At 53.6% G+C, this 22,177-nt stretch carries 24 protein-coding genes and 1 riboswitch; of the genes, 16 read left to right on the top strand and 8 right to left on the bottom strand.

Translation table 11 applies throughout. The features are described 5' to 3' along the window. The first annotated feature begins 197 nt into the window (after positions 1-197). Positions 198-866 (top strand): hypothetical protein, encoded by a 669-nt coding sequence (locus ACH50O_RS17180; RefSeq protein WP_446808973.1) that lies wholly within the window; start codon positions 198-200, stop codon positions 864-866. 116 nt (positions 867-982) lie between these two features. On the opposite strand, the gene ACH50O_RS17175 is transcribed toward ACH50O_RS17180, so the two are convergent. Continuing rightward, positions 983-1,489: a septal ring lytic transglycosylase RlpA family protein gene (locus ACH50O_RS17175; RefSeq protein WP_446808972.1), complete on the bottom strand. Its 507-nt coding sequence runs from the start codon at positions 1,487-1,489 to the stop codon at positions 983-985. A 290-nt stretch (positions 1,490-1,779) separates the two neighbouring features. On the opposite strand from ACH50O_RS17175, the gene ACH50O_RS17170 reads away from it, so the two are divergent. The 3 genes from ACH50O_RS17170 (at position 1,780) to ACH50O_RS17160 (ending at position 4,196) form a co-directional block, all read left to right on the top strand. After that, the gene (locus ACH50O_RS17170; protein WP_446808971.1) at positions 1,780-3,081 is read left to right on the top strand and encodes an NAD(P)/FAD-dependent oxidoreductase; all 1,302 of its coding nucleotides are present in this window, start codon (positions 1,780-1,782) and stop codon (positions 3,079-3,081) included. Positions 3,082-3,106: 25 nt separating this feature from the next. Then, positions 3,107-3,628, top strand: a complete 522-nt coding sequence (locus ACH50O_RS17165; protein ID WP_446808970.1) for a YcxB family protein — start codon at positions 3,107-3,109, stop codon at positions 3,626-3,628. Between the two features lie 88 nt (positions 3,629-3,716). After that, a complete protein-coding gene (locus ACH50O_RS17160) occupies positions 3,717-4,196 on the top strand; it encodes a hypothetical protein (protein ID WP_446808969.1) in 480 nt (159 codons plus the stop codon). Positions 4,197-4,956: 760 nt separating this feature from the next. Here ACH50O_RS17160 and ACH50O_RS17155 read toward each other — a convergent pair. After that, positions 4,957-5,412, bottom strand: coding sequence for a DNA polymerase III subunit chi (locus tag ACH50O_RS17155; RefSeq protein WP_446808968.1), 456 nt, complete (start codon positions 5,410-5,412; stop codon positions 4,957-4,959). Positions 5,413-5,492: 80 nt separating this feature from the next. Further along, positions 5,493-6,977: a leucyl aminopeptidase gene (locus tag ACH50O_RS17150; protein WP_446808967.1), complete on the bottom strand. Its 1,485-nt coding sequence runs from the start codon at positions 6,975-6,977 to the stop codon at positions 5,493-5,495. Between the two features lie 91 nt (positions 6,978-7,068). Here ACH50O_RS17150 and lptF point away from each other — a divergent pair, with 91 nt between their 5' ends. Continuing rightward, positions 7,069-8,202, top strand: a complete 1,134-nt coding sequence (gene lptF / locus ACH50O_RS17145; protein ID WP_446808966.1) for an LPS export ABC transporter permease LptF — start codon at positions 7,069-7,071, stop codon at positions 8,200-8,202. Positions 8,203-8,406: 204 nt separating this feature from the next. On the opposite strand, the gene ACH50O_RS17140 is transcribed toward lptF, so the two are convergent. From ACH50O_RS17140 to ACH50O_RS17130, 3 genes are read right to left on the bottom strand one after another with little or no spacing between them, the layout of a single operon-like run. Further along, positions 8,407-8,793, bottom strand: coding sequence for a hypothetical protein (locus ACH50O_RS17140; protein WP_446808965.1), 387 nt, complete (start codon positions 8,791-8,793; stop codon positions 8,407-8,409). Positions 8,794-8,852: 59 nt separating this feature from the next. Beyond that, positions 8,853-9,320 carry an RDD family protein gene (locus ACH50O_RS17135; protein ID WP_446808964.1) on the bottom strand — a complete coding sequence of 156 codons (468 nt, stop codon included), beginning with the start codon at positions 9,318-9,320 and terminating at the stop codon, positions 8,853-8,855. Further along, complete coding sequence (locus ACH50O_RS17130; RefSeq protein WP_064006717.1) at positions 9,321-9,500, bottom strand: hypothetical protein; 180 nt, start codon at positions 9,498-9,500, stop codon at positions 9,321-9,323. It lies immediately after the preceding gene. A gap of 290 nt (positions 9,501-9,790) precedes the next feature. Between ACH50O_RS17130 and pcnB the strand changes: the two genes are divergently transcribed. The 5 genes from pcnB (at position 9,791) to panD (ending at position 13,773) form a co-directional block, all read left to right on the top strand. Then, positions 9,791-11,128 (top strand): polynucleotide adenylyltransferase PcnB, encoded by a 1,338-nt coding sequence (gene pcnB / locus ACH50O_RS17125; protein WP_446808963.1) that lies wholly within the window; start codon positions 9,791-9,793, stop codon positions 11,126-11,128. A gap of 2 nt (positions 11,129-11,130) precedes the next feature. Further along, positions 11,131-11,634: a 2-amino-4-hydroxy-6-hydroxymethyldihydropteridine diphosphokinase gene (gene folK, locus ACH50O_RS17120; RefSeq protein WP_446808962.1), complete on the top strand. Its 504-nt coding sequence runs from the start codon at positions 11,131-11,133 to the stop codon at positions 11,632-11,634. Next, positions 11,631-12,440 carry a 3-methyl-2-oxobutanoate hydroxymethyltransferase gene (gene panB, locus ACH50O_RS17115; protein WP_446808961.1) on the top strand — a complete coding sequence of 270 codons (810 nt, stop codon included), beginning with the start codon at positions 11,631-11,633 and terminating at the stop codon, positions 12,438-12,440. The genes folK and panB overlap by 4 nt, the downstream gene beginning before the upstream one ends. 4 nt (positions 12,441-12,444) lie before the next feature. Beyond that, entirely contained in the window at positions 12,445-13,296 is an 852-nt protein-coding gene (gene panC / locus ACH50O_RS17110) for a pantoate--beta-alanine ligase (RefSeq protein ID WP_446808960.1), read from the top strand. A 96-nt stretch (positions 13,297-13,392) separates the two neighbouring features. After that, the gene (gene panD / locus ACH50O_RS17105) at positions 13,393-13,773 is read left to right on the top strand and encodes an aspartate 1-decarboxylase (RefSeq protein ID WP_446808959.1); all 381 of its coding nucleotides are present in this window, start codon (positions 13,393-13,395) and stop codon (positions 13,771-13,773) included. Positions 13,774-13,816: 43 nt separating this feature from the next. On the opposite strand, the gene fliW is transcribed toward panD, so the two are convergent. Further along, the gene (gene fliW / locus ACH50O_RS17100; RefSeq protein WP_446808958.1) at positions 13,817-14,275 is read right to left on the bottom strand and encodes a flagellar assembly protein FliW; all 459 of its coding nucleotides are present in this window, start codon (positions 14,273-14,275) and stop codon (positions 13,817-13,819) included. A gap of 137 nt (positions 14,276-14,412) precedes the next feature. After that, positions 14,413-14,634: riboswitch (cobalamin riboswitch) on the top strand. A gap of 120 nt (positions 14,635-14,754) precedes the next feature. Between fliW and ACH50O_RS17095 the strand changes: the two genes are divergently transcribed. The 4 genes from ACH50O_RS17095 (at position 14,755) to cobD (ending at position 19,267) form a co-directional block, all read left to right on the top strand. After that, positions 14,755-16,593: a TonB-dependent receptor domain-containing protein gene (locus ACH50O_RS17095; RefSeq protein ID WP_446808957.1), complete on the top strand. Its 1,839-nt coding sequence runs from the start codon at positions 14,755-14,757 to the stop codon at positions 16,591-16,593. Positions 16,594-16,613: 20 nt separating this feature from the next. Then, positions 16,614-17,189, top strand: coding sequence for a hypothetical protein (locus ACH50O_RS17090; protein ID WP_446808956.1), 576 nt, complete (start codon positions 16,614-16,616; stop codon positions 17,187-17,189). Between the two features lie 109 nt (positions 17,190-17,298). Next, positions 17,299-18,216, top strand: coding sequence for an adenosylcobinamide-phosphate synthase CbiB (gene cbiB / locus ACH50O_RS17085; protein ID WP_446808955.1), 918 nt, complete (start codon positions 17,299-17,301; stop codon positions 18,214-18,216). Beyond that, positions 18,209-19,267 carry a threonine-phosphate decarboxylase CobD gene (cobD, locus tag ACH50O_RS17080; RefSeq protein WP_446808954.1) on the top strand — a complete coding sequence of 353 codons (1,059 nt, stop codon included), beginning with the start codon at positions 18,209-18,211 and terminating at the stop codon, positions 19,265-19,267. The genes cbiB and cobD overlap by 8 nt, the downstream gene beginning before the upstream one ends. Here the strand turns inward: cobD and ACH50O_RS17075 are convergent. Next, positions 19,212-20,006, bottom strand: a complete 795-nt coding sequence (locus tag ACH50O_RS17075; RefSeq protein ID WP_446808953.1) for an RMD1 family protein — start codon at positions 20,004-20,006, stop codon at positions 19,212-19,214. The genes cobD and ACH50O_RS17075 overlap by 56 nt on opposite strands. A 106-nt stretch (positions 20,007-20,112) precedes the next feature. Between ACH50O_RS17075 and aroG the strand changes: the two genes are divergently transcribed. Together aroG and thiS are read left to right on the top strand one after the other, a co-directional pair. Further along, positions 20,113-21,192, top strand: a complete 1,080-nt coding sequence (gene aroG, locus ACH50O_RS17070; RefSeq protein ID WP_446808952.1) for a 3-deoxy-7-phosphoheptulonate synthase AroG — start codon at positions 20,113-20,115, stop codon at positions 21,190-21,192. 3 nt (positions 21,193-21,195) lie between these two features. Further along, on the top strand, positions 21,196-22,173 hold the full coding sequence (gene thiS / locus ACH50O_RS17065; RefSeq protein WP_446808951.1) for a sulfur carrier protein ThiS: 978 nt from the start codon (positions 21,196-21,198) through the stop codon (positions 22,171-22,173). The last annotated feature ends 4 nt before the right edge of the window (positions 22,174-22,177 follow it).

The raw sequence follows: 22,177 nt of genomic DNA, 5'->3' as shown, positions 1-22,177 counted from the left end.
CGGGATACACCGTCGAATGCAGCTGGCTTTGGCCACCCCCCTTTTGTCGGTTCAAGGTCGAGCCGTATTCACGCTAGGCATTTGGTCGATGCCGACGCGACAGCAAAACGTTCTTAATTGAACTGAAACAGCAGCTAATCGGTGGCTTGCCGCTGGTTAGCTGCACCTAATTGATCTTATCGACAGAGGATAGAAGTATGAGATTTAATAGTATTCGAACAATATTTGTCGCCGTCATGCTGATTGGTGCGCAGCAGGCGGAGGCTAGCGTCGTTAACGACGCGGTAGGCGATTATTTGGCTACCTATACCGGCAGCAAAGCCGGCGATCTGGACGTGACCGACGCGCTGCTCACCTATAATCCGGCCAGCGATATTTTTCATTTCGAAAGTACGTTCGCCGCCAACCTCGGCGCGTCGCCTTCCGGATTTTACATTTTGGGGATTAATCGCGGCAGCGGCACTGCTGCGTTTGCCGCAAACGGCCTGCAGAATGTGCTGTTCGATTCGGTAGTGCGGATCAATTTGGACGGTAGCGGTGCGGTAGTTCGTTTGGGGCCTAATGGCGGTAGTAGCCCATTTGGCGCCGGAACAGCCCTGATTCAAGCCAATCGCCTGATCGCCGACATTGCCGGCAGTCTGTTGCCCGCCAACGGCTTTGCCAAAACCGACTATACCTGGAATCTTTGGCCGCGCGATGGCGCTGCGAGCGCGGGGTTTGCGCAGATTTCCGATTTTGCGCCGGACACTACTAATGCCGGGGTCCAGGTGGTGCCGCTTCCCGCTGCATTTTGGCTGTTCGGTTCGGTATTGGGATGGTACAAATTCGCCGGCAGGGGCAAACGCTTTTTCCCGTTCGCAATTTAGCCTGATATAGGTTGCATGTCTGTAAGCCCGTTCGTGTCTGCCCGGCAAGGGAATGCGAGCGGGTTTGTTAAGCTAATGTTTCGCGCCAATCTCTTCCCTTCCATAGCGGAACGTAGTCACTGAGCGTCAGCCGGCGCGTCAATATATTTCACTTCTACTTCTGTCTGACCTTGCATGCCGAGTTGCGTGGCCGCGCCTTGCGACAGATCGATCAATCTGTTCGGGCTGAACGGGCCTCTGTCGTTAACCAGCACGTCGATAAAGCGGCCGTTACGCAAATTTGTGACGCGGACTTTCGACGGTATCGGTAGGGTTTTGTGTGCCGCGGTCAACGCTTGCGGATCGTAGCGGCTGCCGTCGGCGGTACGATTGCCGGACTCGGCGCCATACCAGGATGCCAGGCCGATTTCCCGATAACCGGTGGCCGAGGTCAACGGGAAATAGGTTTTACCTTTTACCTTGTAGGGCTTGTTATACGCGGCTTGGCCGTCGTATCCCGGCTGCCCGGTTTGCGCGCCGCCGGGCGGCAGCGGCGGTTCCGAGGCACAGCCGGCGAGCAGGCCGATTAATAAGAACGCTGAGGCTGACGCGGTAAACGCATAGGCTGGTTGCATTTTCGACATATGATCTTCCGATAGAGGTGCTCGTTTCAACGCTGTGCGATCGATACGGGTATGCCGGACCGCTGCGCACGCTCTAATCATAATCTGAATGAGGCACTAAAACTCGCGCGGATTGGCCGCAAGCTGACGCTGTGCCGATGCCGATTGCAATGGCCGGCACATGCATCCCTTCAAAATCGGCCAGTCCGAGCATGTTTGGTTATAATGCCGACGCATTAGGAATGTATAAAAAGGCAGGGATAGCGAATTTTTTGTTTAGCGTAAGCAAACAGCACTTGAGGGGAAGAATAATGGCGGGCGAACAACATAAAATCCTGATTGTCGGCGGTGGTGCCGCCGGGCTGGAATTGGCGACGGAATTGGGGCACAAACTCGGTAAAGCCGGCAAGGCGGAAATCACGCTGCTGGATGCCGCGTCCACCCATATCTGGAAGCCCTTGCTGCACGAAGTAGCGTCCGGCACGCTGGCCGAGGCCGAGGAAATCGAATATCTGGCTCAGGCGCACAGCAATCATTTCCGCTTCTTGTTCGGCAAAATGGAAGGTTTGGATCGCGCCAACAAAGAAGTCATCGTCAGCTCGATTACCAACAAGAAAGGCGAAGAGATCATTCCGCAACGCCGCTTCAAATACGATACCTTGGTCATGGCAGTCGGCAGCGTCAGCAACACCTTCGGCATCAAGGGTGTCGATAAATATTGCCGCTTCATCGATACCACCAAGGAAGCCTTCCGCTTTCAAAAACAGCTGGTGGAAACCTATTACATTCAGTCCTACGCCAACCAAAGTCATCAGCGCGACAAGCCGTTGTCGATAGTCATCATCGGCGCCGGCGCGACGGGAGTGGAATTGTCCGCCGAGTTACACGAAGTGACCAAATTGCTGGCGACCTACGGTTTGGAAGGCTCGATAGACGTCAACATCACCATCATCGAAGCTGCCACCCAATTATTGCCGGCCCTGCCGCCGCGCTTGTCGCAAGCCACTCAAGAGCAATTGATCAAGCTGGGCATCCAGTTAAAACTGGGCCGTAAAGTCACGGAAGTGACCGAAACCGAAGTGCACACCTACGACGGCGAAGTATTCGATGCGGACTTAAAAGTCTGGGCGGCCGGTATCAAGGCGCCGGATTGGATGAAAAATCTGGACGGATTGGAATCCAACCACATCAATCAGTTGGTGGTCGATCAGACCTTGCAAACCAGCGATCCCAATATTTTTGCCATCGGCGACTGTGCCGCTTGCGAATGGGTCGGCCATGGCGGCAACGTGCCGCCGCGCGCCCAGTCCGCGCACCAAATGGCATCAACCGTTGCTAAAACCATCGTCAACCGCCTGAAAGGCAAACCGGCTGCGAAGTTTGTTTATCGCGACTACGGCTCGTTGGTGTCGCTGGGTAAGTTCAGCACAGTCGGGTCGTTGATGGGCAGCCTGATGGGGACGGTCAGCGTCGGCGGCTTTATTGCTTATGCCGTGTATTTGTCCTTGTACAAAATGCACCAAGTCGCCATCCACGGCTACTTCCGCACCGCGATGCTGACCTTATCCAATTTGTTCCGGCGCAGTACCCACGCCAAAATGAAAATGCACTAACCCACAACTCCACCGAGCGATAGACATGTTAGAAATCGAATACGAATTCCGCGAAGAAGACCTGGTCCACTTTAATGAGGAAAGGCTGAAAAAAGACCCGGAAATGCAGAAAAAAATTCGCCAAAACCGCATCTTTGCGCCCGGCGTGATGATGGCGATTGGTTTGTTTTATTACGTGTACTACGTGGATATGACCACCACCGCCTACATCACCATCCTGGCGCTGGCCTGGTCGTTTGCCTCGCCGTTTATCATGAAAATGGATTTGCGCCGGCAGTTTTTCGATAAATACACCGAAGCGGAAAAAAAGGCCTTATTCGGTATCCACTGGCTGAGCATCGAGCCGGAATTCCTGCAAGAACGCGCCCCCGGCGGCAAAAGCAAAACCCCCTGGAAAGACATGCTGCGGGTGGAAAAACACAAAGACTACGTGTACATCTATGTGGATATCGACGCGGCGATCGTGATTCCGCGCGCCACGATTAAGAAAGGCGATTTGAAGGCGTTCGCCAAGCAGGCTGAGGGGATGATTGAGAGGGCGGGTTGAGTTTTTACTGGCGGTTATTGGTGGCATGTCGTTTATTCTGCATATTTCGGTGATATACGGAAACTATTTAATTACTCGTTAGATTTGTATGGAACCAACTAAACGACAAATTACAGCTTTCGGACGTTTTCTCGAGCTATTACCTCATGGAAAGGATCTCGATTTAGTTATATTGAAAGGTCATTTACTTATCGAGGAGCAGATTAAAGAAATTGTACGGCAGAGGTTGTTAAATCCAAGTGCTTTGGATATTACCAGGATGAATTGCCATCAAGCTATATGTCTGGCTCAAGCATTATTGCCTAGGGGGCACCAAGAGGAATTTTGGATGGCTACGAAGAAGCTAAATGAACTACGTAACAATATTGCCCATAAATTAACACCCACAGAGTGCGAGCTGAAAATAAATGAGTTTATATCATGCGTCCCTGTTGACTGGGAGGGTCAGGATAAAACCCAAACCTTTGAGCTGTGCATTTGGTCTCTTTTCGTCTATATATCAAGCTTTGTTGAAGGTAAAATTTCGGAAGATATGGAGATGTTTGTACCAAAGCCGAGAGCCATGTAGGGTGGGCACGGTTTTTGTGCCCACGCGGAATTGAAGCTATTCCTCCCAATGGTGGGCAGAAAAGCGTTGCCCACCCTACATTTGGTGGTAGCCCGTAGGTACGATTAGCGAAGTGTAATCGTACGCAAGATTCACATCATAGCCCCGATTACGCTTCGCTAATCGGGGCTATGATAGAGGCAAAGGCATTGCAAACTTTTTTAAAGAGGCCGGTTTTCGGCTTTGCTTCATCTTGCGGGAAGAACCCGGAATGCCCTCTCACATGCAAGCGCAAACCGGCGAAGGGGACTGCTAACCGGAATATCCAGGCCGTTTAGCTGGATTGCTACCAGCGCCAGGCTTTTCGTTGCTCTCGAATGCCTTTTAACCTTAATCGCAAGGCATTTCGGCTTACCCGCAAATCAAAAAGGTATTCGCGCAAGGCAATTTGCTGTAACCGCAAACCTCGATAAGCAAGGGCGCGAGCAAAATTGCTGCTCGCGAATGGCAAATTGCCTTAATCGCAAGCCTGGGTAGCCTGACAAGTAAGGTAAAAAGCTAATCGGGCAAAGCAAATTGCTGCAAATTTATACCCATATAGCCTTGTGCTGGAGCCAAAAAGCTATTCGCTCCCTGAAAAATTGTACAAACTCATACCTATATATCTTTGCGCGCAAGCCAAAAAGCCACTCGCGCAATCTGATAGGGTAATCGCGGTTTATATGTCAGCACGGAATTGAGGCTATTACGCCTAATAGTAGGCAGAAAAGCCTTGCCCGCCCTACATTTTGTGAGTCGTAATTGCCAGTTCGGCTTGTTGGTAATGCCGGTAACGCTGCCTGCCTGCCTGTTTGCACTCTTCGCTGTTATCCAGTATTTCCAGAATGCGTTCGGTCGGCGGTTGAGTTGGCGGATACAAACTCGAGAGGTTGACGACGATTTTCTGCCAGCCTTCGGGGATGTGTTCGCTGCCGATCAGGATGGTGCCGGTAAACGCCGGGATTTCGCCGCGATAGATTTGGTGAGGAATAAAACTGCCGGCCCGAAAGGTCCACAAGGCTTTGTCGATTTGCTCGGCTTGCTCGGCTGAGTCGGTCAGCACATAGGGAAAATGGCCGCTGCGATAGATTTTCTCGATCAGCTTGCAGGCAAAGTCCTGGCGTTGTTGCTGGTCGTGCGTCGCCAGCACGTAAAAGCTGACTTCGGGGAGGGCTGGCGAATGACTGGGTTCGGTCATGTCGTTTTAAATTTGAGAAATGAGAGAGGGACTTTAGCCGCGACCATGGATCGCAACTAAAGCTCCTCTTGCGTCCGGCGTTAAGCCGAGGCGCGGTTTAACAGATACTGGCTGACCAAGGGCACCGGCCGGCCGGTTGCGCCTTTGTTGGCGCCGGTGCGCCAAGCGGTGCCGGCAATGTCGATATGCGCCCAGCGGTATTCTTCGGCAAATTTGGATAAAAATACCGAGGCGGTAATGCTGCCGCCGTCCGGACCGCCTATGTTGGCCAGGTCTGCGAAGTTGGATTTCAGTTGTTCCTGATATTCTTCCCAGATCGGCATGCGCCACACCAAGTCGCAGGCGGTGTCGCCGGCGCTGAGCAAGTCGTTGCAGAGTTTGTCGTCGTTGCCGAACAAGCCGCTCGGTACCCGGCCCAAAGCGACGATGACTGCGCCGGTCAGCGTTGCCATGTCGATCACGACATCCGGGTTGTACTTTTTGGCGTAGGTGAGCGTGTCGCACAAAATCAAGCGGCCTTCGGCGTCGGTGTTCAAGATTTCGATGGTTTTGCCGGACATGCTGGTCCAGATGTCGCCGGGTTTGTTGGCGGCGCCGTCCGGCAGGTTTTCAGAGGCCGGAATCAGGCCGACGATGTTCAGTTTCAGATTCAACAGCGTCGCCATGCGTATCAGGCCTAACACGCTGGCCCCGCCGCACATGTCGTATTTCATTTCGTCCATGCCCAAGCCGGGCTTCAAGGAAATGCCGCCGGCGTCGAAGGTCAGGCCTTTACCGATCAACACGATAGGCTTGGCGTTGCTGTCGCCGCCTTGATAATCCAGGCAAATCAATTTTGCCGGTTGGCGGCTGCCGCGCGATACGGACAGGAAGGAACCCATGCCCAGCGCTTCCATATCGCTTTCTTCCAGGATCTCGCAAGTCAGTTTGTCGTGTTCGCCGGCCAAGGACAGAGCTTGCTCGGCCAGATGGGTGGGGGTGCAGATATTGCCGGGCAGGTCGGCCAAGTGTTTGGCCAGCTCCATGCCTCTGGCGATGGCGATGCCTTGTTGCAGACCGCTTTCCGCCAAGGCTTTCTGGCTGTCGTCGGCGACGATGGCTAATTGCTGCAACGGGATTTTATCGTCGACTTTTTTGGTGGCGCTGTATTGGTATAAGCCGTCGTTACTGACTTCGACGATTTGCCGGGCTTTCCATTGGCTGTCGGCGCCGCTGACGTCTATATCCAGCAGTGCGTAGCTGGCGGCTTTGATCTTGCTATCCTTGAGGGTTTTGATGGCGGCGGCCAAGGCTTTACGGAATTGTTTGCGCGTGACTTTGCCGCGCTCGCCTAAGCCCAATAATACGATGCGGGCAATATTGCCGTCCGGCAGGTTGTTGATCAGCAAGGTTTCGGCGTTTTTACCCTTGATGTCGCCGCGGCCGATTAATTTGGTCAGCAGGCCGTCGAACAGGCTGTCCAGCTGAGTTGCCGCCGGGCTGAGTTGTTGATTTTCGTAGATTCCGACCAGAAGACAGTCGCTTTGCAGTTTGTCTAAGGGAGCGCTTTCTATAGAATAGTCCATGGGATAGGTCTGTAAGTGTCTGGGATTGAGGGTTTCTGCCGGGTGCAGGGGCTTTGGCCCGATTATACAATAGAAAATCAGGAGTGAGTTGTTGAGCATTGAGCGAGGATTACCCAGCGCGGGCCGGCCTTTCCGGCTGTTGACGGTGCTGGATAAAATGATAATCAAGGAGCTGTTTCAGACGGTCAGCGCCGTGTTGGTGGTATTGGTGGTGATCATCGTCAGCCGCAAGTTTATCAAGGTGCTGGCGCAGGCTATCGAAGGCAATATCGCCAACGATACCGTAATGACGTTGCTGGGTCTGAAAATCGTGGTGGCCGCCGCCACCTTCCTGCCGGCCGCGCTGTTCATGGCGGTGCTGATGGTGCTGGGCCGCATGTATCGGGAGCAGGAAATGGCGGCGATTTCGTCGGCAGGCGGCAGCGTGTTCACCATTTACCGGGCGGTATTTCTGTTGGTGGTGCCGTTAAGTATCGCCGGTGTGAGCTTGTCGATGCTGGCGGCGCCCTGGGCGGAGGCCAAAACCGAGCAATTGATGCATCAGGATAAGCAGAATGCCGATATTCGCGGCATCTCGGCCGGCCGCTTTAGTGAATACAGCGACGGCGAGTTGATTTTTTACACGGAAAATGTCGATGACGAAGGCCGGATGCACAAGGTGTTCGTGCAGAACAAACAAGGCGATAACACCGGGGTGGTGAACGCCGAATACGGCTGGTTGAAAAATTTGCCCGGCGGTTTGTATCTGGTTTTGGAGAATGGCGAGCGGGTGCAGGGCGTACCCGGCAACAAGGATTTCACGATAGAGGCGTTTAAGGAATACGCCGTGTTGATAGAAAAAAAGGTCACCATTTTGAACCTGGGCCGGGAAGCGGCGGCGACCGAGGCTTTGTGGCAGTCGCCGGAGCTGCGGGACGTTGCCGAAATTCAAGACCGCTTAAACACGCCGCTGGGCGTGATTCTGTTGGCTTTTCTGGCGGTGCCGCTGGCAAAGTTATCGCCGCGCGGCGGTATATACGGCAGTATGCTGGTGGCTTTCGGGATTTATTTCGTTTACGGCAATTTGCAGCGGGTTAATCACAGTTGGGTGATTAGCGGCACGCTCCCGTCCTGGCTGGGTTACTTCTGGGTCGATGTGTTGTTATTGCTATTAGGCTTGCTGATGCTGATGCGCTTGTACGGTTGGCCGTGGTTGCTGCAGAGTCTCAGAGAAAAGCTGGCTTAAGTATGTCTTGATTGTTTATATGGTCGAGGAAGTCGTCAACGGGCTTTGATTGCGCTAAGTTAAGCGGCTGCGGGAGGGAAACAGTTTAAACGGTGCACGGATGCCGAGCGCGATGGCAGTATTATTGGTCTAGACGGCAGGCAAGGGCGGAAGATTCCGCCCTTAAAGAAGTTTTGCTAGGCTTGGACGGTCTGGAGGCCGATGCTATTTGCGAGTCATGAACAGATAGAGAAATTTACATTTCAACACTACATCTTTCTCGTCCATTTCCACGACCGCGCAATCTTCGTATTTTTCCCGGCCCGGCGTGATTTGCTTTTTGATGACGCCGTCAGCCACGCTATATTTGATGGGAATGGTCATTTCGCCGATGCCGCTGCGGGCGTCTTCGCCAGTGGTTATCAAGGTGCCGTCTTTTTGAAATTCCCAAGTTACATGCAAGGGCTTTTTTTCGCGATCGAGCGCAAGCGCTTCGTGAGTGACCTGCCATTTGCCCAGCAGTTTTGAGTTGTCCTGAAGTTTGACGTCGGCGCTGGCTGTGGACGTCGCAAATGCAGCAAACAGGGATAGAAGTATTGTTATTGTTTTCATTGTATGTTCCCGGCTGAGTGGTTAATCGAGCCGCGAATATAGCATATTCGCTTTTGCCGTCAGCGCTTTTCTTCCTGAAAAACCAAGCGGGTTTTTGACAGATAATCGTGCCAGCCTTGCCGGTTTTTATCGAATAGACACCAAAAAAAACCCAAGCCCAAACAGGCCCAGGACAGCAAGCTGGCACAGAAGCGGATGCCGGCTTGCCGCCAGCCGGGTGCTTGCCCTTCCAGCGTGCAGACTTTTATTTTCCAGGCGCGCATGCCCAGGGTTTGGCCGCCATGGGTCCAAAACCAGCCGTAAAAGCCAAAGCTGATGCTGAGTAGATAAAGCGGATAAAAGAGTTGGCCGCTGGCGAACGCTTGGCCGGCGTTAAACGGCAGGGCAACGGCGGTGGCCAGAAATAAAACCGCCAGTAATAGAAAAAGATCGTAACCGGCCGCCGCCAACCGACGCAAAAAACCCGGCGCGTTCGGCCTGTCCGCGCCGGGTTTTGGGGTGTTCGTTTTCTTAGGTGTTTGCCGCAATTATTTTTCGAAAATCGCCAGCTTTTGACCCATATACATGCTCATGCCGACCAATGCGCCAATCATTACAATAGAGAACAGGAAAGGCGGTCTATGGAACACCAGCAAAGCGAAATCGGCGACGAATAGACTGGTAAACACGGGTTGGTCTACAAAACCCAGTAAAATTTTTTTAAACATACGCTCCACACTCCGAAGTAAATTCCTCATCGCCTAGTAGCGGGCAACGAGTACAGCCATTTTTATGTATTACGCCAACATTCAGCGAATGGGGAAATTCTACATTCAACGCAAGGGAATGTAAAAGAAAGTGCTTGATTGAGCTTAAATCTGGCGAGGTGTTATGATAAGACCATTCGGTCGTTTGCGCCAGAAGTCTTGAAACGGCTGGCAAACGTCATTCTAAATAAAGGGATAGGGTCATTTTTAGTTTCATCAAAAAAATCTTTTCGCCGGTTGGACCTGTTGGGTTGGCTGCCGAACAGGTCAATGAGGCGGTCGTTCCGGGCACCGTGAAGATTTATCCGCGTTCCGAGCATTGTATTTCCCGCGCTCAAATCAGCGAAAACGCCCTGAAGGTGTTGCAGCGCCTGAAAAAGGCCGATTACGAAGCCTATCTGGTCGGCGGCTGCGTCAGGGATTTATTGTTGGGACGCGAGCCCAAGGATTTCGACGTGGCGACCAACGCCAGTCCGGAACAGATCAAGCAAGTATTCCGCAATTGCCGGATTATCGGCCGGCGGTTTCGCCTGGCCCACGTGTTTTTCGGGCGGGAAATTATCGAAGTCGCGACGTTTCGCGGTTCCGAGCCGGAAGAATCAGACCAGCAAGTGGTGCATGAGGACGGCCGTTTATTACGCGATAACGTGTTCGGCACCCTAGAACAAGATGTCTGGCGCCGGGATTTCACCGTCAATGCGCTGTATTACAATATTCGCGATTTTTCCGTGGTCGATTATACCGGCGGCATGCAGGATCATGCCGCGGCGGTCATGCGCTTGATTGGCGATCCCGAGGTGCGCTATCGGGAAGATCCGGTGCGGATGTTGCGGGCTATCCGGTTTGCCGTCAAGTTGGGCTTTACCCTGCATCCCGATACCGAAAAACCGATTCACGCGCAGGCCGACTTATTAAAGAGTATCCCCTCGGCGCGGCTCTACGACGAAGTGATCAAATTGTTTTTATTCGGTTACGGGCTGCAAACCTTCGAAATGCTCAGGCATTACGGCTTGTTTGCGATTTTGTTCCCCGATACCGATGCCTGTTTGGCGAGCGAAGACCAGGATTTTCCACGTCTGTTTTTGATTAGAGCCTTGGAAAACTCCGATACCCGCTTTAACGACGGCAAAACGCTGACGCCTTATTTCTTGTTGGCAGCCTTGTTGTGGGAGCCTTTGCAACTGGCCGCGCAAAAACGCATTGCCCACGGCGAAAACGAAACGCTGGCCTATCAGAACGCCGCTAACGAGGTGTTGACCCGGCAGATCAAGATTACCGCGCTGCCGCGGCATATCACGCAATCCATGCGCGAAGTCTGGTTTTTACAGAACAAGTTTTCCCGAACCGTTGGCTCCAGGCCTTATCGTCTGCTGGAGCAGCCTAAATTTAGAGCGGCGTATGATTTTCTGCGCTTGCGCGGCGAAACCGGCGGCGCCGATCCGGAGCTGGTCGAATGGTGGACCAATTTCCAGGATGCCGACGACGCGTTACGCGAAAAAATGACTGCGCCGCCCAAGTCCGGCAACGGCAAGCCGCGCAATCGTAAAGCCGGCCGTTATCGTCCCCGCACCAAACCCGCCGCTAATTAATCATGGCTGCGGTTCCGTCCGGCGTCGAGGCTTATATCGGTCTGGGCAGTAATCTCGACAACCCTGTCGATCAGGTTAATCAAGCCAGGGCAGCGATTGCGGCCTTGCCTGGGGTGGCCGAAATCGGTTTTTCGCCACTGTATCGCAGTCTGCCGGTCGGTCCGCAAGACCAGCCCGATTACATTAATGCGGTGATGCGGGTGGTCACGGAGCTGGCGCCTCTGGCTTTACTCAGGCAATTGCAACAGATCGAGAACCAGCACGGCCGGCTAAGACTGGTGCGTTGGGGCGCTCGTACGCTGGATCTGGATGTGTTGCTCTACGGCCAGCAGGCTATCAATGAACCGGACTTGATCGTGCCGCATCCGGAGCTTGCTAAGCGAGCGTTTGTTCTCTATCCGCTGGCGGATGTGGCGGGCGCGGATTTGGTGGTGCCGGGCTTGGGCTTGTTGTCGCAGTTGTTGACGGCGTGTCCGGCTGACGGTTTGCGGAAATTAAATTCATGACTTTATACGCCGATTCCTTAAAGGCTCTGACCGTTAACGAGCTGGCCGCGATGAAGCGCGCCGGGGAGAAAATTAGCTGCCTGACCGCTTACGACGCCAGTTTTAGCGCATTGCTGGATAGAGTCGGTATCGATGTGTTGCTGATCGGCGATTCGTTGGGTATGGTCGTACAGGGGCATGACAGTACCTTGCCGGTCACGGTGGACGATATGGTGTATCACAGCCGCAGCGTGGCGATGGCCAGAAAGCGAGCCTTCGTGGTTACCGATTTGCCGTTTGCCAGCTATGCTACGCCGGTGCAAGCTTTAGGCAATGCCGCGCGCTTGATGCAGAACGGGGCGGCGCAGATGGTCAAGCTGGAAGGCGGCAAAGTCGAAGTCATTCAGTTTTTGGTTGAGCAGGGGATTCCGGTCTGCGGGCATCTGGGTCTGTTGCCGCAATCGGTGAATCGTTTGGGTGGCTACAAGGTGCAAGGGCGGGAGGAGCGGCAGGCTCGGCAAATTGTCGAGGATGCGGAAAAAGTCCAAAATGCCGGCGCAAGCTTGTTGGTGCTGGAATGCGTACCCGCCGGTCTGGCCGCGGAAATCAGCCGGCGACTGCGCATTCCGGTAATCGGGATCGGCGCGGGCGTCGATTGCGACGGGCAAGTATTGGTGCTGTACGACATGTTGAATATCAGTACCGGCAAGCGGCCGCGCTTTTCCAAGGACTTTATGGTCGACGCCGAGAGTATAGAAGATGCGGTGCGCCGCTATCATCAAGCGGTTAAATCCGCGCAGTTTCCAGCGCCCGAACACAGCTATTAAATCTATGCAGACAGTGACCAGCGTCGCCGCGTTAAGAGACGTAATCCGGCAATGGCGGCAAGCCGGGCAAAGCGTCGGTTTTGTGCCGACCATGGGTAATCTGCATGCCGGTCACATCAAGCTGGTGAGTACGGCCAGGCAGCGGGCCAATAGAGTGGTGGTCAGTATTTTTGTAAATCCCGCTCAATTTGGGCCGAACGAAGACTTTGCCAGTTATCCGCGCACCGAGCAGCAGGATCAGGAAAAACTGATAGCAAGCGGCGCCGATTTGTTGTTCTTGCCCGAGGTGACGGAAATGTATCCGCAGGCCTCGCAAACACAGATTGCGGTCGGCAGTTTGGCGAGCCTGCATTGCGGCGCCAGCCGGCCCGGCCATTTCGACGGTGTGGCATTGGTGGTTTGCAAGTTGTTGAATATGGTACAGCCGGATGTGTTGCTGCTGGGAGAGAAGGATTTTCAACAGCTGACGCTGATTCGGCAAATGGTTGCCGATCTGAATATTCCGGTGACGATTCAGGGCGTGGCGACGGTTCGAGAAGCGGACGGTTTGGCGATGAGTTCGCGCAACGCGTATCTTTCCCCGCAACAAAGACAGCAGGCGCCCAGGCTTTATCAAGCGTTATGCGCCGCGCGCGATGCGATTTTTGCCGGGAACGACGATTATCGCGCAGTGGCGCAGCAGCAATGGCAGATTCTGCAGCAAGCCGGTTTTATTGTCGATTATTTCAGTATTTGCCGCAGCGCGGATTTGCTGCCCGCCGGAACCGGCGACTTGGATCTGCTGATTTTGGCGGCTGCCAAACTTGGCGCCACTCGGCTGATAGATAACCTTTATTTTTCTAAAACCCGTATTTGACTGTGCATTTTTGGCTCGTTAAAGATAATGCTTAAATTTGATAGCAGGGTCAATTTCAGGCATAATCGCCGGCCCTAGTATTCGACCTTGTTTACCATGAACATAAACATGCTTAAAGCTAAGTTACACCGTGCGCGGGTAACGCATTCCGAGCTGGATTACGAAGGATCGTGTGCTATTGATAGCAAGATTTTGGATTTTTCAGGGATTAGGGAATACGAGCAAATCCATATTTACAATATTAACAATGGTCAGCGCTTTACTACCTATGCGATTCGCGCCGAAGAAGGTTCGGGCGTGTTTTCGATTAACGGTGCGGCTGCCCGGTTGGCGTGCCCTGGCGATTTGATTATAGTCTGTGCGTTCGCTAGCCTAGATGAGAAGGAACTGAAGAACTACAAGCCGACTTTGGTGTATTTCGACGGCAACAATACGATTAGCCATTCCAGTCATTCCATTCCTGTTCAGGCCGCCTGACTAAAACACCCGCCGGCGTTAGCGCCGGCGGGTGTTTGCATTATTAAGCTTCCGATACGTCTATTTCGCTGATTTTCTCTGTCAGCGTGATGCTTTGCTCGATCGCAACCAGTACTTTTTGCAGACCGATGCGTTTGTTGGCATTGATCAATATTGGCGATTTGATAGAGCCTTTAATGGTCGGTTTGCCGTTATCTTGTTCGTTATCTTTATGCAGCAGAATTAAAATGACCAATTCGTCGCCTTTCTGTAATTCCAGAAGCGTTTCTTCGGCGTCCGTCACCGTAAAGTTGTAATTGATGTTGAAGTTCGACGGATGGGCAACGGAGAAGGTGAGTTCCGAGTTATCGACCGATTGCAGCCAGTAGACGATTTCACTACCTTCCTGATGAAACAGTTTAAAGCGGGTTTGATCTTCGAAACCTGGTAAGCCGCGCGGAAAAATAATGATGGTCTCCGGGTTAATTTCTTGGTTGCCTAACAGTTTCGATTGAATTTCCATAATCCCGCCCATTCGTTGAAGTCTAAGTTAACAGCATTAATCAATGCACCAATGTATAGCATGGAAAGGGCTATTTGCAATGCCGATTGTTTTTAACGAACCATGTTTTATTGCTTTTTAGCGCCCGCCTGCATACAATCTCGGCCCTTCTTTCAGGTGTTTGCGCTGTTTCTCGGCCAAACTTAAACAGGAAGTCGGTGCGGCGGTTGTTTTCAATCGCCCATGCCGACGCTGCCCCCGCAACGGTAGATAAGTAAAGAGCTGCGTTTTTGCCACTGTGCGCTTTGCATGGGAAGGTTCGTAGTTCAGGCCTCGAGCTGCTTATAAGTCCGGAGACTGGCCCGGAAGATCATTCGAGACAGCGGAGGGCTGTTGACGGAATGGTCAGAGTCCTTGCCCAGCCTGCCTCCGCCTTTTTCGTTTACAGCTTTTTCCTCTGTCCTTTTTCACCCGGATGCGCGGCGGGCGCAGAGGAAAGCATGCAAAAGCTTTTGGTTACACCCTTTATTTTAGCCGGCGCCGGCGTGCCTTTGGCAAGTGCGGCACAATCAGATCAGCAAGCCTTTAGCTTGCCGGAAATGACGGTTACTGCGACGCGCAACGATACGCCGAGCAATGAGCTTGCAACAGCCACGACGGTTTATACTCGAGCCGACATTGAGCAACTACAAGTCAGAACGCTACCGGAATTGTTGAATCGAACGACCGGCATCGACATGACTCAAAACGGCGGTTTCGGAAAAACTTCCAGTGTGTTCATGCGCGGTACCAATTCCGATCATGTGCTGGTGCTGATCGATGGCATTAAAGCCGGCTCGGTGACCTTAGGTACTGCGCCGTTTGAGATTATGCCGGTCGAGCAAATCGAACGAGTAGAAATTAGTCGCGGGCCCAATTCGAGTCTTTACGGTTCGGAAGCCGTGGGTGGTGTCATTCAAATTTTCACGCGCAAAGGCAAACAGCAAGATACGCCCTCCCTTTCGCTCGATGCTGGTGCCGGTTCTTACGATACCTCGCAAGCCAGCGGGGCGGTCAGCGGCAAGTGGGGCGATTCTTGGTATAGCCTGTCGGCTTCGCATCTCGATACTCAGGGTATCAACGCCAAGCAAGATAGTGACCCGGACAGAGACGGATATTACAACACCGGCCTGAATGCCCGAGCCGGCCACCGTTTCGCGAATGCTGCCGAATTGGAAGCCTTTTATCTACGCAGTGAAGGACAGACCGAAATCGATGGCCTTTTTAATAAAACGGCATTCAATAATCAGGTGGTGGGTGTAAGCGGCAGTGCGCAGCTTGCCGACGGTTGGCGTTCGCTCTTGCGACTGGGCCAAAGTCGCGACGATAGTTACAACTTTGCCAGTAATCCGACTTATAACAGTCGCTTCGACACTACCCGTTGGAATGTGACCTGGCAAAACGACGTAAAATTTAACGATGCTCATAAAGGGGTGTTCGGCGCGGATTATCGCTTCGACGAAGTGGAAAGCACCACCCAATATCTGCGGACCGAGCGATACGATTTCGGCATTTTCGGCGAATTGCACAGCCGAGTATTTGATAGGCATCATCTCAACGCTTCGCTGCGTTGGGACGAAAATCAGGCCTTTGGTGACTATGTGACCGGAAATTTCGGTTGGCGTTATAACTGGGACAGCGGGATCAGCGCCTTTGCCAGCTTTGGCAACGCCTTCAAGGCACCCACATTAAACGATCTTTATTATGTCGATAGTTTCGGAAGTCACGGCGACCCTGGTTTGAAGCCAGAGGAATCAACCTCCTTCGAAGTGGGTCTGAGCGGCCGGCAAACTTGGGCTAACTGGGAAGCGCGCGCCTACCATACCAATATCGATAATTTGATTACTTGGGTGACCGATCGGGATACATTTATATCCACAACGCGGCAAACTCAAAAAGCTCAAATTGATGGTCTCGAATTCGATGTCAACAAGGAGATATTCGGTTGGCGAAACAAGATCGCCGTGCAGTACTTAAGCCCCAGGGATCGTACGAGCAATTTGCGACTGGTGCGGCGCGCGGACACCATTGTTACCTACGATTTATCCCATTCGTTCGATACCGTCGATGTTGGGGCCAATATCTTGGCGCGCGGCAATAGTTTTGAAGAAGATTGGCTGGGTGAGCGTACGCGGGTCGCCGGTTTTGTCACCGTTGATCTTCGCGCCGCCTATCGCCTGACAAAAAACTGGACACTGAGCGCGAAGCTAAATAATCTGCTGGATAAGGATTATCAAACCGTCGATACTTATAATAGCCCCGGTCGAAATTTCTTTTTTTCGGTTCATTTCAATAACTGATTCTCTTGGAGTATTAAACAATGTCAGCAACACCTTCTTTTTCCGTCAAACCCGGCGCCGTGGCGCTGATGGCATTGATGGCCGCCACCCGTTTTCACCATTTCGGCACACCGTTTGCGTTACCGGACGCTTCGCTGGCGGCGTTTTTTTTCGCCGGTCTGTGGCTGGGCGGCCGCTATTTGTTTGGGTTGCTGTTGCTTGAGGCGGGCTTGATCGATTATCTGGCGATTACCAAGCTCGGCGTTAGCGATTTTTGCGTGTCCAAGGCCTATGTGTTTCTGATTGGCTCTTACGGCGCAATGTGGCTGGGCGGTAAATGGTGCCGCAAATTTACCTTATTGACGTTGGCCGGCGCTGCCCAACAGTTTGCTGCGCTGGTTGCGGCCGTTTCCGTCGCCTTTGTGATTTCCAACGGTAGCTTTTATTTGCTGTCCGGGCGCTTTTCCGACAGCGTCCCTGGGCAATATCTGGCGGGTTTTGCCGAGTATTATCCGCCTTACCTGACTTCGACCTTGATTTATGGCGTGGTTATTTTCGGCTTGGTCCGTGCGGTAAAAGCCTTGCTGCCAGCAAAAACCGCTCACGAAGCCGTATAAAACCGGCGGGGAGATTCCAATCGTTCCCGGTTGCTCAGGCAAGATGCGTCAGTTGATCCGGCTTTAGGTTCTTACGGATTTTGAAATTATTCTTTCCGAGCCACAAAGCATGACTCTCACCGCCGTCATCCTGCTGGCTGTCGCCATAGACTTTGGCTTGGGTGAGCCGAGTAACACGTATCACCCCTTGGTGCTGTTCGGCAAATGGGCAGGCGTTATCGAAAAGCGGTTGTTAAACGCCGGGCAATCGCCGATTCGTCAGCAAATCAGCGGTTGCCTGGCGGTGGGGATAGCCTTGACGCCTTGCGTCGCATGGTTGCTGGCTCTGCCCGATTGGCCGGTGTTGCGGCTTGTCATTGACGTGTTGATTTTGTATTTCTGCATCGCCGCTCGCAGTCTGCAACAGCATGCTCAAGCCGTTTACGCGGCGTTGACGGTGAATGACTTACCTTTGGCGCGGCAACAAGTTGGCAGAATCGTTAGTCGTCAGACCGACGCCATGACAGCGGCCGATGTGCGGCGAGCGGCGATCGAGTCGGTGCTGGAAAACGGCGCCGATGCGGTGTTTGCGCCCTTGTTCTGGTTCGTCGTATTGGGGCCGTTCGGTGCGCTATTGTATCGGCTGAGCAATACCTTGGATGCGATGTGGGGGTATAAGAATCGGCGCTATCGCTATTTCGGCTGGATGGCGGCGCGTTTCGACGATGTGCTGAACTGGATGCCCGCGCGCTTGACCGCGATAAGTTATGCCGTGTTGGGCAATACCGCTCAGGCCCTGAGTGCCTGGAGGCGGCACGCCCATTTGCTGGACAGCCCCAATGCCGGGCCGGTGATGACAGCCGGTGGCGGTTCGCTAATGTTGCAGTTGGGCGGTCCCGCTTGCTATCACGGCGAAATTAAACAAAAACCCTGGTTTGGCGGCGAGCGGGCGCCGGAAGACTACGATATTCCCCGAGCCTGTAAGCTAATGTATCGGGTGCTGTTGTTGTGGCTGATACTTATCGGCCTGGGAGACGCGCTTGCTTGAACATGGCGGGCGCTTACGGCAAGCCGCCAGCCGGTACGGCATTCCTTTGGCCGATTGGCTGGATTTGTCCACCGGCATCAACCCCAACGGCTGGCCGGCGCTGATCATTCCGGCCGAATGCTGGCAACGCCTGCCGGAAGATGATGACGAGCTTCTACCGGCAGCACGGGATTACTACCAAAACAACTCGTTGCTCGCGGTAGCGGGCTCGCAGGCCGCGATTCAAGCCCTACCATTGCTGCGGGCGAAGTCTCGCGTTGGTGTGCTGCATCCGGCTTATGCGGAGCATGCCGTCGTCTGGCAAAACGCCGGCCATCATATCGTCAGCCTTGATGCCGAGCAGATCGATATCCGGCTGGACGAGCTGGATGTGCTGATTCTGATCAATCCCAACAATCCGACCGGCCGGCTTTGGAGTAGGCGGCAGCTGTTAAATTGGCATGAAAAGCTTAGTCGGCGTGGCGGTTGGCTGTTAGTGGACGAAGCCTTCATCGACGGCATGCCGCAGTTCAGTCTGTCTAATTTGCCGGTGCGGCCCGGTCTTATCGTGTTACGTTCGCTGGGCAAGTTTTTCGGTTTGGCTGGGGTGCGTTGCGGTTTTGTGATTGCCGAACCGGCAGTGTTGAAGCCGTTGCGGGAGCTGTTGGGCCCTTGGCCTATTAGTCATCCCGCCCGTTATGCGGCTTCGCTGGCCTTGGCGGACCGGGATTGGCAGCAAGCGACCGCCGTATCATTAAGGCAGCAAGGCCAAAGACTCGAACAACTACTCAGCAGCCATGGCTGGCCACCGGATGGCGGCTGCAATTTGTTTCAATGGCTAAGAATTGAATCAGCCGGTGTTTTGCATGAAAGCTTGGCAAGGCAAGGTATCTTGACGCGATTATTCGACCATCCGCCTAGCTTGCGAGTCGGTTTGCCCGGCGAAGAGCCGGCTTGGCACAGACTGGCCGAGGCTTTAAACGGTCTAAACAATTGCCTGCCCCACGGCGAAAGCGCTAAAACACCTTATCCAAAATCGACATCACAATCTCCACCGCAATCAGCCAGATGATGATCCATTCCAGTGCCGAGGAATGTTGGTGCTTCTGTTCGTCGGCCAGCATTTCCAGCAGCTCGTGTATGGTCTCAAGCTTTTTTGACAAGACGTCGGTGCGCTGTTGAATTTCCAGGTAATTGGCGGCCATCGAATAAATATGCTGATATTCCGGGTGTTCCCAGAAAAACTCCGGGGTATCCAGCAAGTCGTAATTCAGGATAATGTCGCTTTTGGTCAGGAACAATTGGCCGCGGATCATTGCCATGGTTTTCCGATTCAGTTTGATCTTGCCTTCCCTTGCCAGCGATTGCGGTAAATGGCTGGTGGCGCGGATGGTGTCGATGGCGTGACCTTCAAACGCCGCCAGCTTGATCGATTGTGCCATCGCGTGTGATAGCGCCAACAGCACTTTAAAGTCAGCCGACTGCAATTCCAGATGGTCGTGTTGAAAACGGTCGTGCTCGCAGCCTACTTCATAACTGAAATTGTCTTCCTGCGGTTCGGCGTCGGGTTTGATCGCGTAATCCAGCAACAAATCCTGCAAAGCGCGGCGGTCGTCGAGATTGAGGTTCCAGCACACCATGACGCCGTAGGCAAACACAATCGCGCAGCCGGTTTTGTAATCGATCACCAAGGCGTTTCTGAATAGTTGCGCGCGGGTGGAGTCCAGCAGTTTTTCCCGCAATTGCGCGAATTCGAACGATTGCGCCAGGCATACCGTCAGGCAGCGTTTAATGGGTCTGTCGTCTGTCATGTCAGGGTTTTCTCAGGTCGGTTTCGGCATTAGTTTGTAACACCGACAGGCAAAACGGTTAAAATAGCCAATTAATCCATCTACTGAAAGCGTATTGCTGAGTGTCATGCCAACTAACTATAACACCGATGATTTAAGAATTTGTGAAACCAAGGACGTGGTGGCGCCGATTCAGGTTCATGAAGAAATCCCGATGACTGAGCAAGCCGCAGCCACCATTCTGCATGCGAGGGAGGCGATTCACAACGTTCTTACCGGTGCAGATGATAGATTACTGGTGATTATAGGCCCCTGCTCGATCCATGACCCGGCAGCGGCGGTGGAGTACGCCGGGCGCTTGAAACTGATCATGGACGAGTTGCAAGATGACCTAGTGATCGTGATGCGGGTGTATTTCGAAAAGCCACGGACCACGGTAGGCTGGAAAGGCCTGATCAATGACCCGGATCTCAATTCCAGCTTCAATATCAATAAAGGCCTGCGCATGGCGCGGCAGTTATTGTCGGATGTGAATAATCTGGGTGTGCCCGCGGCTACCGAATATCTGGATTTGATTACGCCGCAATATGTCTCCGACCTGATTTCCTGGGGCGCCATCGGCGCCCGCACCACCGAGAGCCAGGTGCATCGGGAATTGGCGTCCGGATTATCCTGCCCGGTCGGCTTCAAAAACGCCACCGACGGCGGCATTAAAATCGCCATCGACGCCATCAATGCCGCGATGAGTCCGCATCACTTTTTGTCCTTGACCAAGGAAGGCCGCTCGGCGATTTTCTCAACGCGCGGCAACGAAGATGCCCACATCATTCTGCGCGGCGGCAACAACCGGCCGAACTACGACGAAGTCAGCGTCGAACAGGTGGCTGAGGGCTTGGTCGAAGCCGGCCTGCGTCCCAACATCATGATCGATTTCAGCCACGCCAACAGTTCGAAAAAATACGAACGGCAAATGCTGGTTGCACAAGATGTGGCGGGGCAAATCCGTGGCGGCGATACCCGCATCATCGGCGCTATGGTGGAAAGTCATCTGGTCGGCGGTCGTCAGGATGTCGAGGAAGGCAAACCGCTGACATACGGTCAAAGCATTACCGACGCCTGTTTGTGCTGGGAAGACAGCGCGGAATTATTACATCACTTGGCCGGCGCCGTAGAACGCCGCCGTGCCGCGAAAACACACAAGGTTTAAAGCATGAAAATACAGGTCAATGGCGACAATCGCGAATATGGCGAGAACGCTACCGTTGCCGACATAATTGCCGATTTGGGTTTGACCGGCAAACGCATCGCCGTGGAATTGAACAAGGAAATTCTGCCGTTTACCCAACACGCCAGCCAACGCTTGCAAAACGACGACCGCTTGGAAATCGTGCAAGCCATCGGCGGCGGGCAGGACGATTATTTCACGCTGGCCGGTAAACAATATCGCTCACGGCTGTTGGTGGGTTCCGGCAAATACAAGGATCTGGAAGAAACCCGCCTGGCCACCGAAGCCAGCGGCGCCGAGATCATCACCGTGGCGATTCGCCGCACTAACATCGGCCAAAACCCAGGCGAACCCAGCTTGCTGGATGTGATTTCCCCTGATAAATACACTATCCTGCCCAACACCGCCGGCTGCTACACCGCCGATGACGCTGTGCGTACCTGCCGATTGGCGCGCGAATTGTTGGGCGGCCACAAACTGGTGAAGCTGGAAGTGCTGGCCGATCAATTGACCTTGTTTCCGGATGTTGCCGAAACCTATGTCGCCGCAGAATTGCTGGTCAAGGAAGGCTTCGACGTGATGGTTTACACCAACGACGATCCTATCGCCGCCAAGCGTCTGGAAGAAATCGGTTGCGTGGCGGTGATGCCGCTGGCCGCGCCAATCGGCTCGGGTTTGGGCATTCGTAACCCTTACAACATTCTGACCATCGTCGAAAACGCCAAGGTGCCCATCCTGGTCGATGCCGGCGTCGGCACCGCCTCCGACGCTGCGATGGCGATGGAGCTGGGCTGCGACGGCGTGTTGATGAACACTGCTATCGCCGCCGCAAAAAATCCGGTGCTGATGGCCTCGGCGATGAAAAAAGGCATTGAGGCAGGACGCGAAGCTTTCCTGGCCGGGCGCATGCCACGCAAACGCTTCGCGTCGGCGTCTTCGCCGATTGATGGGTTATTTTTGTAAGAAC

It is taken from the genome of Methylomonas sp. 2BW1-5-20 (assembly GCF_052474515.1).
The sequence above is the reverse complement of the archived record's forward strand: the minus strand, read 5'-3'. Positions and strand labels throughout refer to the sequence as shown.

Bases quoted from the DNA above. Each gene is read 5' to 3' on its own strand.
- folK (WP_446808962.1), top strand. From the start codon at position 11,131: ATGGCTGCGGTTCCGTCCGGCGTCGAGGCTTATATCGGTCTGGGCAGT.
- ACH50O_RS17130 (WP_064006717.1), bottom strand. From the start codon at position 9,500: ATGTTTAAAAAAATTTTACTGGGTTTTGTAGACCAACCCGTGTTTACC.
- ACH50O_RS17150 (WP_446808967.1), bottom strand. From the start codon at position 6,977: ATGGACTATTCTATAGAAAGCGCTCCCTTAGACAAACTGCAAAGCGAC.
- ACH50O_RS17140 (WP_446808965.1), bottom strand. From the start codon at position 8,793: ATGAAAACAATAACAATACTTCTATCCCTGTTTGCTGCATTTGCGACG.
- ACH50O_RS17165 (WP_446808970.1), top strand. From the start codon at position 3,107: ATGTTAGAAATCGAATACGAATTCCGCGAAGAAGACCTGGTCCACTTT.
- ACH50O_RS17095 (WP_446808957.1), top strand. From the start codon at position 14,755: ATGCAAAAGCTTTTGGTTACACCCTTTATTTTAGCCGGCGCCGGCGTG.
- cbiB (WP_446808955.1), top strand. From the start codon at position 17,299: ATGACTCTCACCGCCGTCATCCTGCTGGCTGTCGCCATAGACTTTGGC.
- panB (WP_446808961.1), top strand. From the start codon at position 11,631: ATGACTTTATACGCCGATTCCTTAAAGGCTCTGACCGTTAACGAGCTG.
- ACH50O_RS17090 (WP_446808956.1), top strand. From the start codon at position 16,614: ATGTCAGCAACACCTTCTTTTTCCGTCAAACCCGGCGCCGTGGCGCTG.
- aroG (WP_446808952.1), top strand. From the start codon at position 20,113: ATGCCAACTAACTATAACACCGATGATTTAAGAATTTGTGAAACCAAG.
- ACH50O_RS17155 (WP_446808968.1), bottom strand. From the start codon at position 5,412: ATGACCGAACCCAGTCATTCGCCAGCCCTCCCCGAAGTCAGCTTTTAC.
- panC (WP_446808960.1), top strand. From the start codon at position 12,445: ATGCAGACAGTGACCAGCGTCGCCGCGTTAAGAGACGTAATCCGGCAA.
- ACH50O_RS17160 (WP_446808969.1), top strand. From the start codon at position 3,717: ATGGAACCAACTAAACGACAAATTACAGCTTTCGGACGTTTTCTCGAG.
- thiS (WP_446808951.1), top strand. From the start codon at position 21,196: ATGAAAATACAGGTCAATGGCGACAATCGCGAATATGGCGAGAACGCT.
- ACH50O_RS17170 (WP_446808971.1), top strand. From the start codon at position 1,780: ATGGCGGGCGAACAACATAAAATCCTGATTGTCGGCGGTGGTGCCGCC.
- panD (WP_446808959.1), top strand. From the start codon at position 13,393: ATGAACATAAACATGCTTAAAGCTAAGTTACACCGTGCGCGGGTAACG.
- ACH50O_RS17175 (WP_446808972.1), bottom strand. From the start codon at position 1,489: ATGTCGAAAATGCAACCAGCCTATGCGTTTACCGCGTCAGCCTCAGCG.
- fliW (WP_446808958.1), bottom strand. From the start codon at position 14,275: ATGGAAATTCAATCGAAACTGTTAGGCAACCAAGAAATTAACCCGGAG.
- ACH50O_RS17180 (WP_446808973.1), top strand. From the start codon at position 198: ATGAGATTTAATAGTATTCGAACAATATTTGTCGCCGTCATGCTGATT.
- ACH50O_RS17075 (WP_446808953.1), bottom strand. From the start codon at position 20,006: ATGACAGACGACAGACCCATTAAACGCTGCCTGACGGTATGCCTGGCG.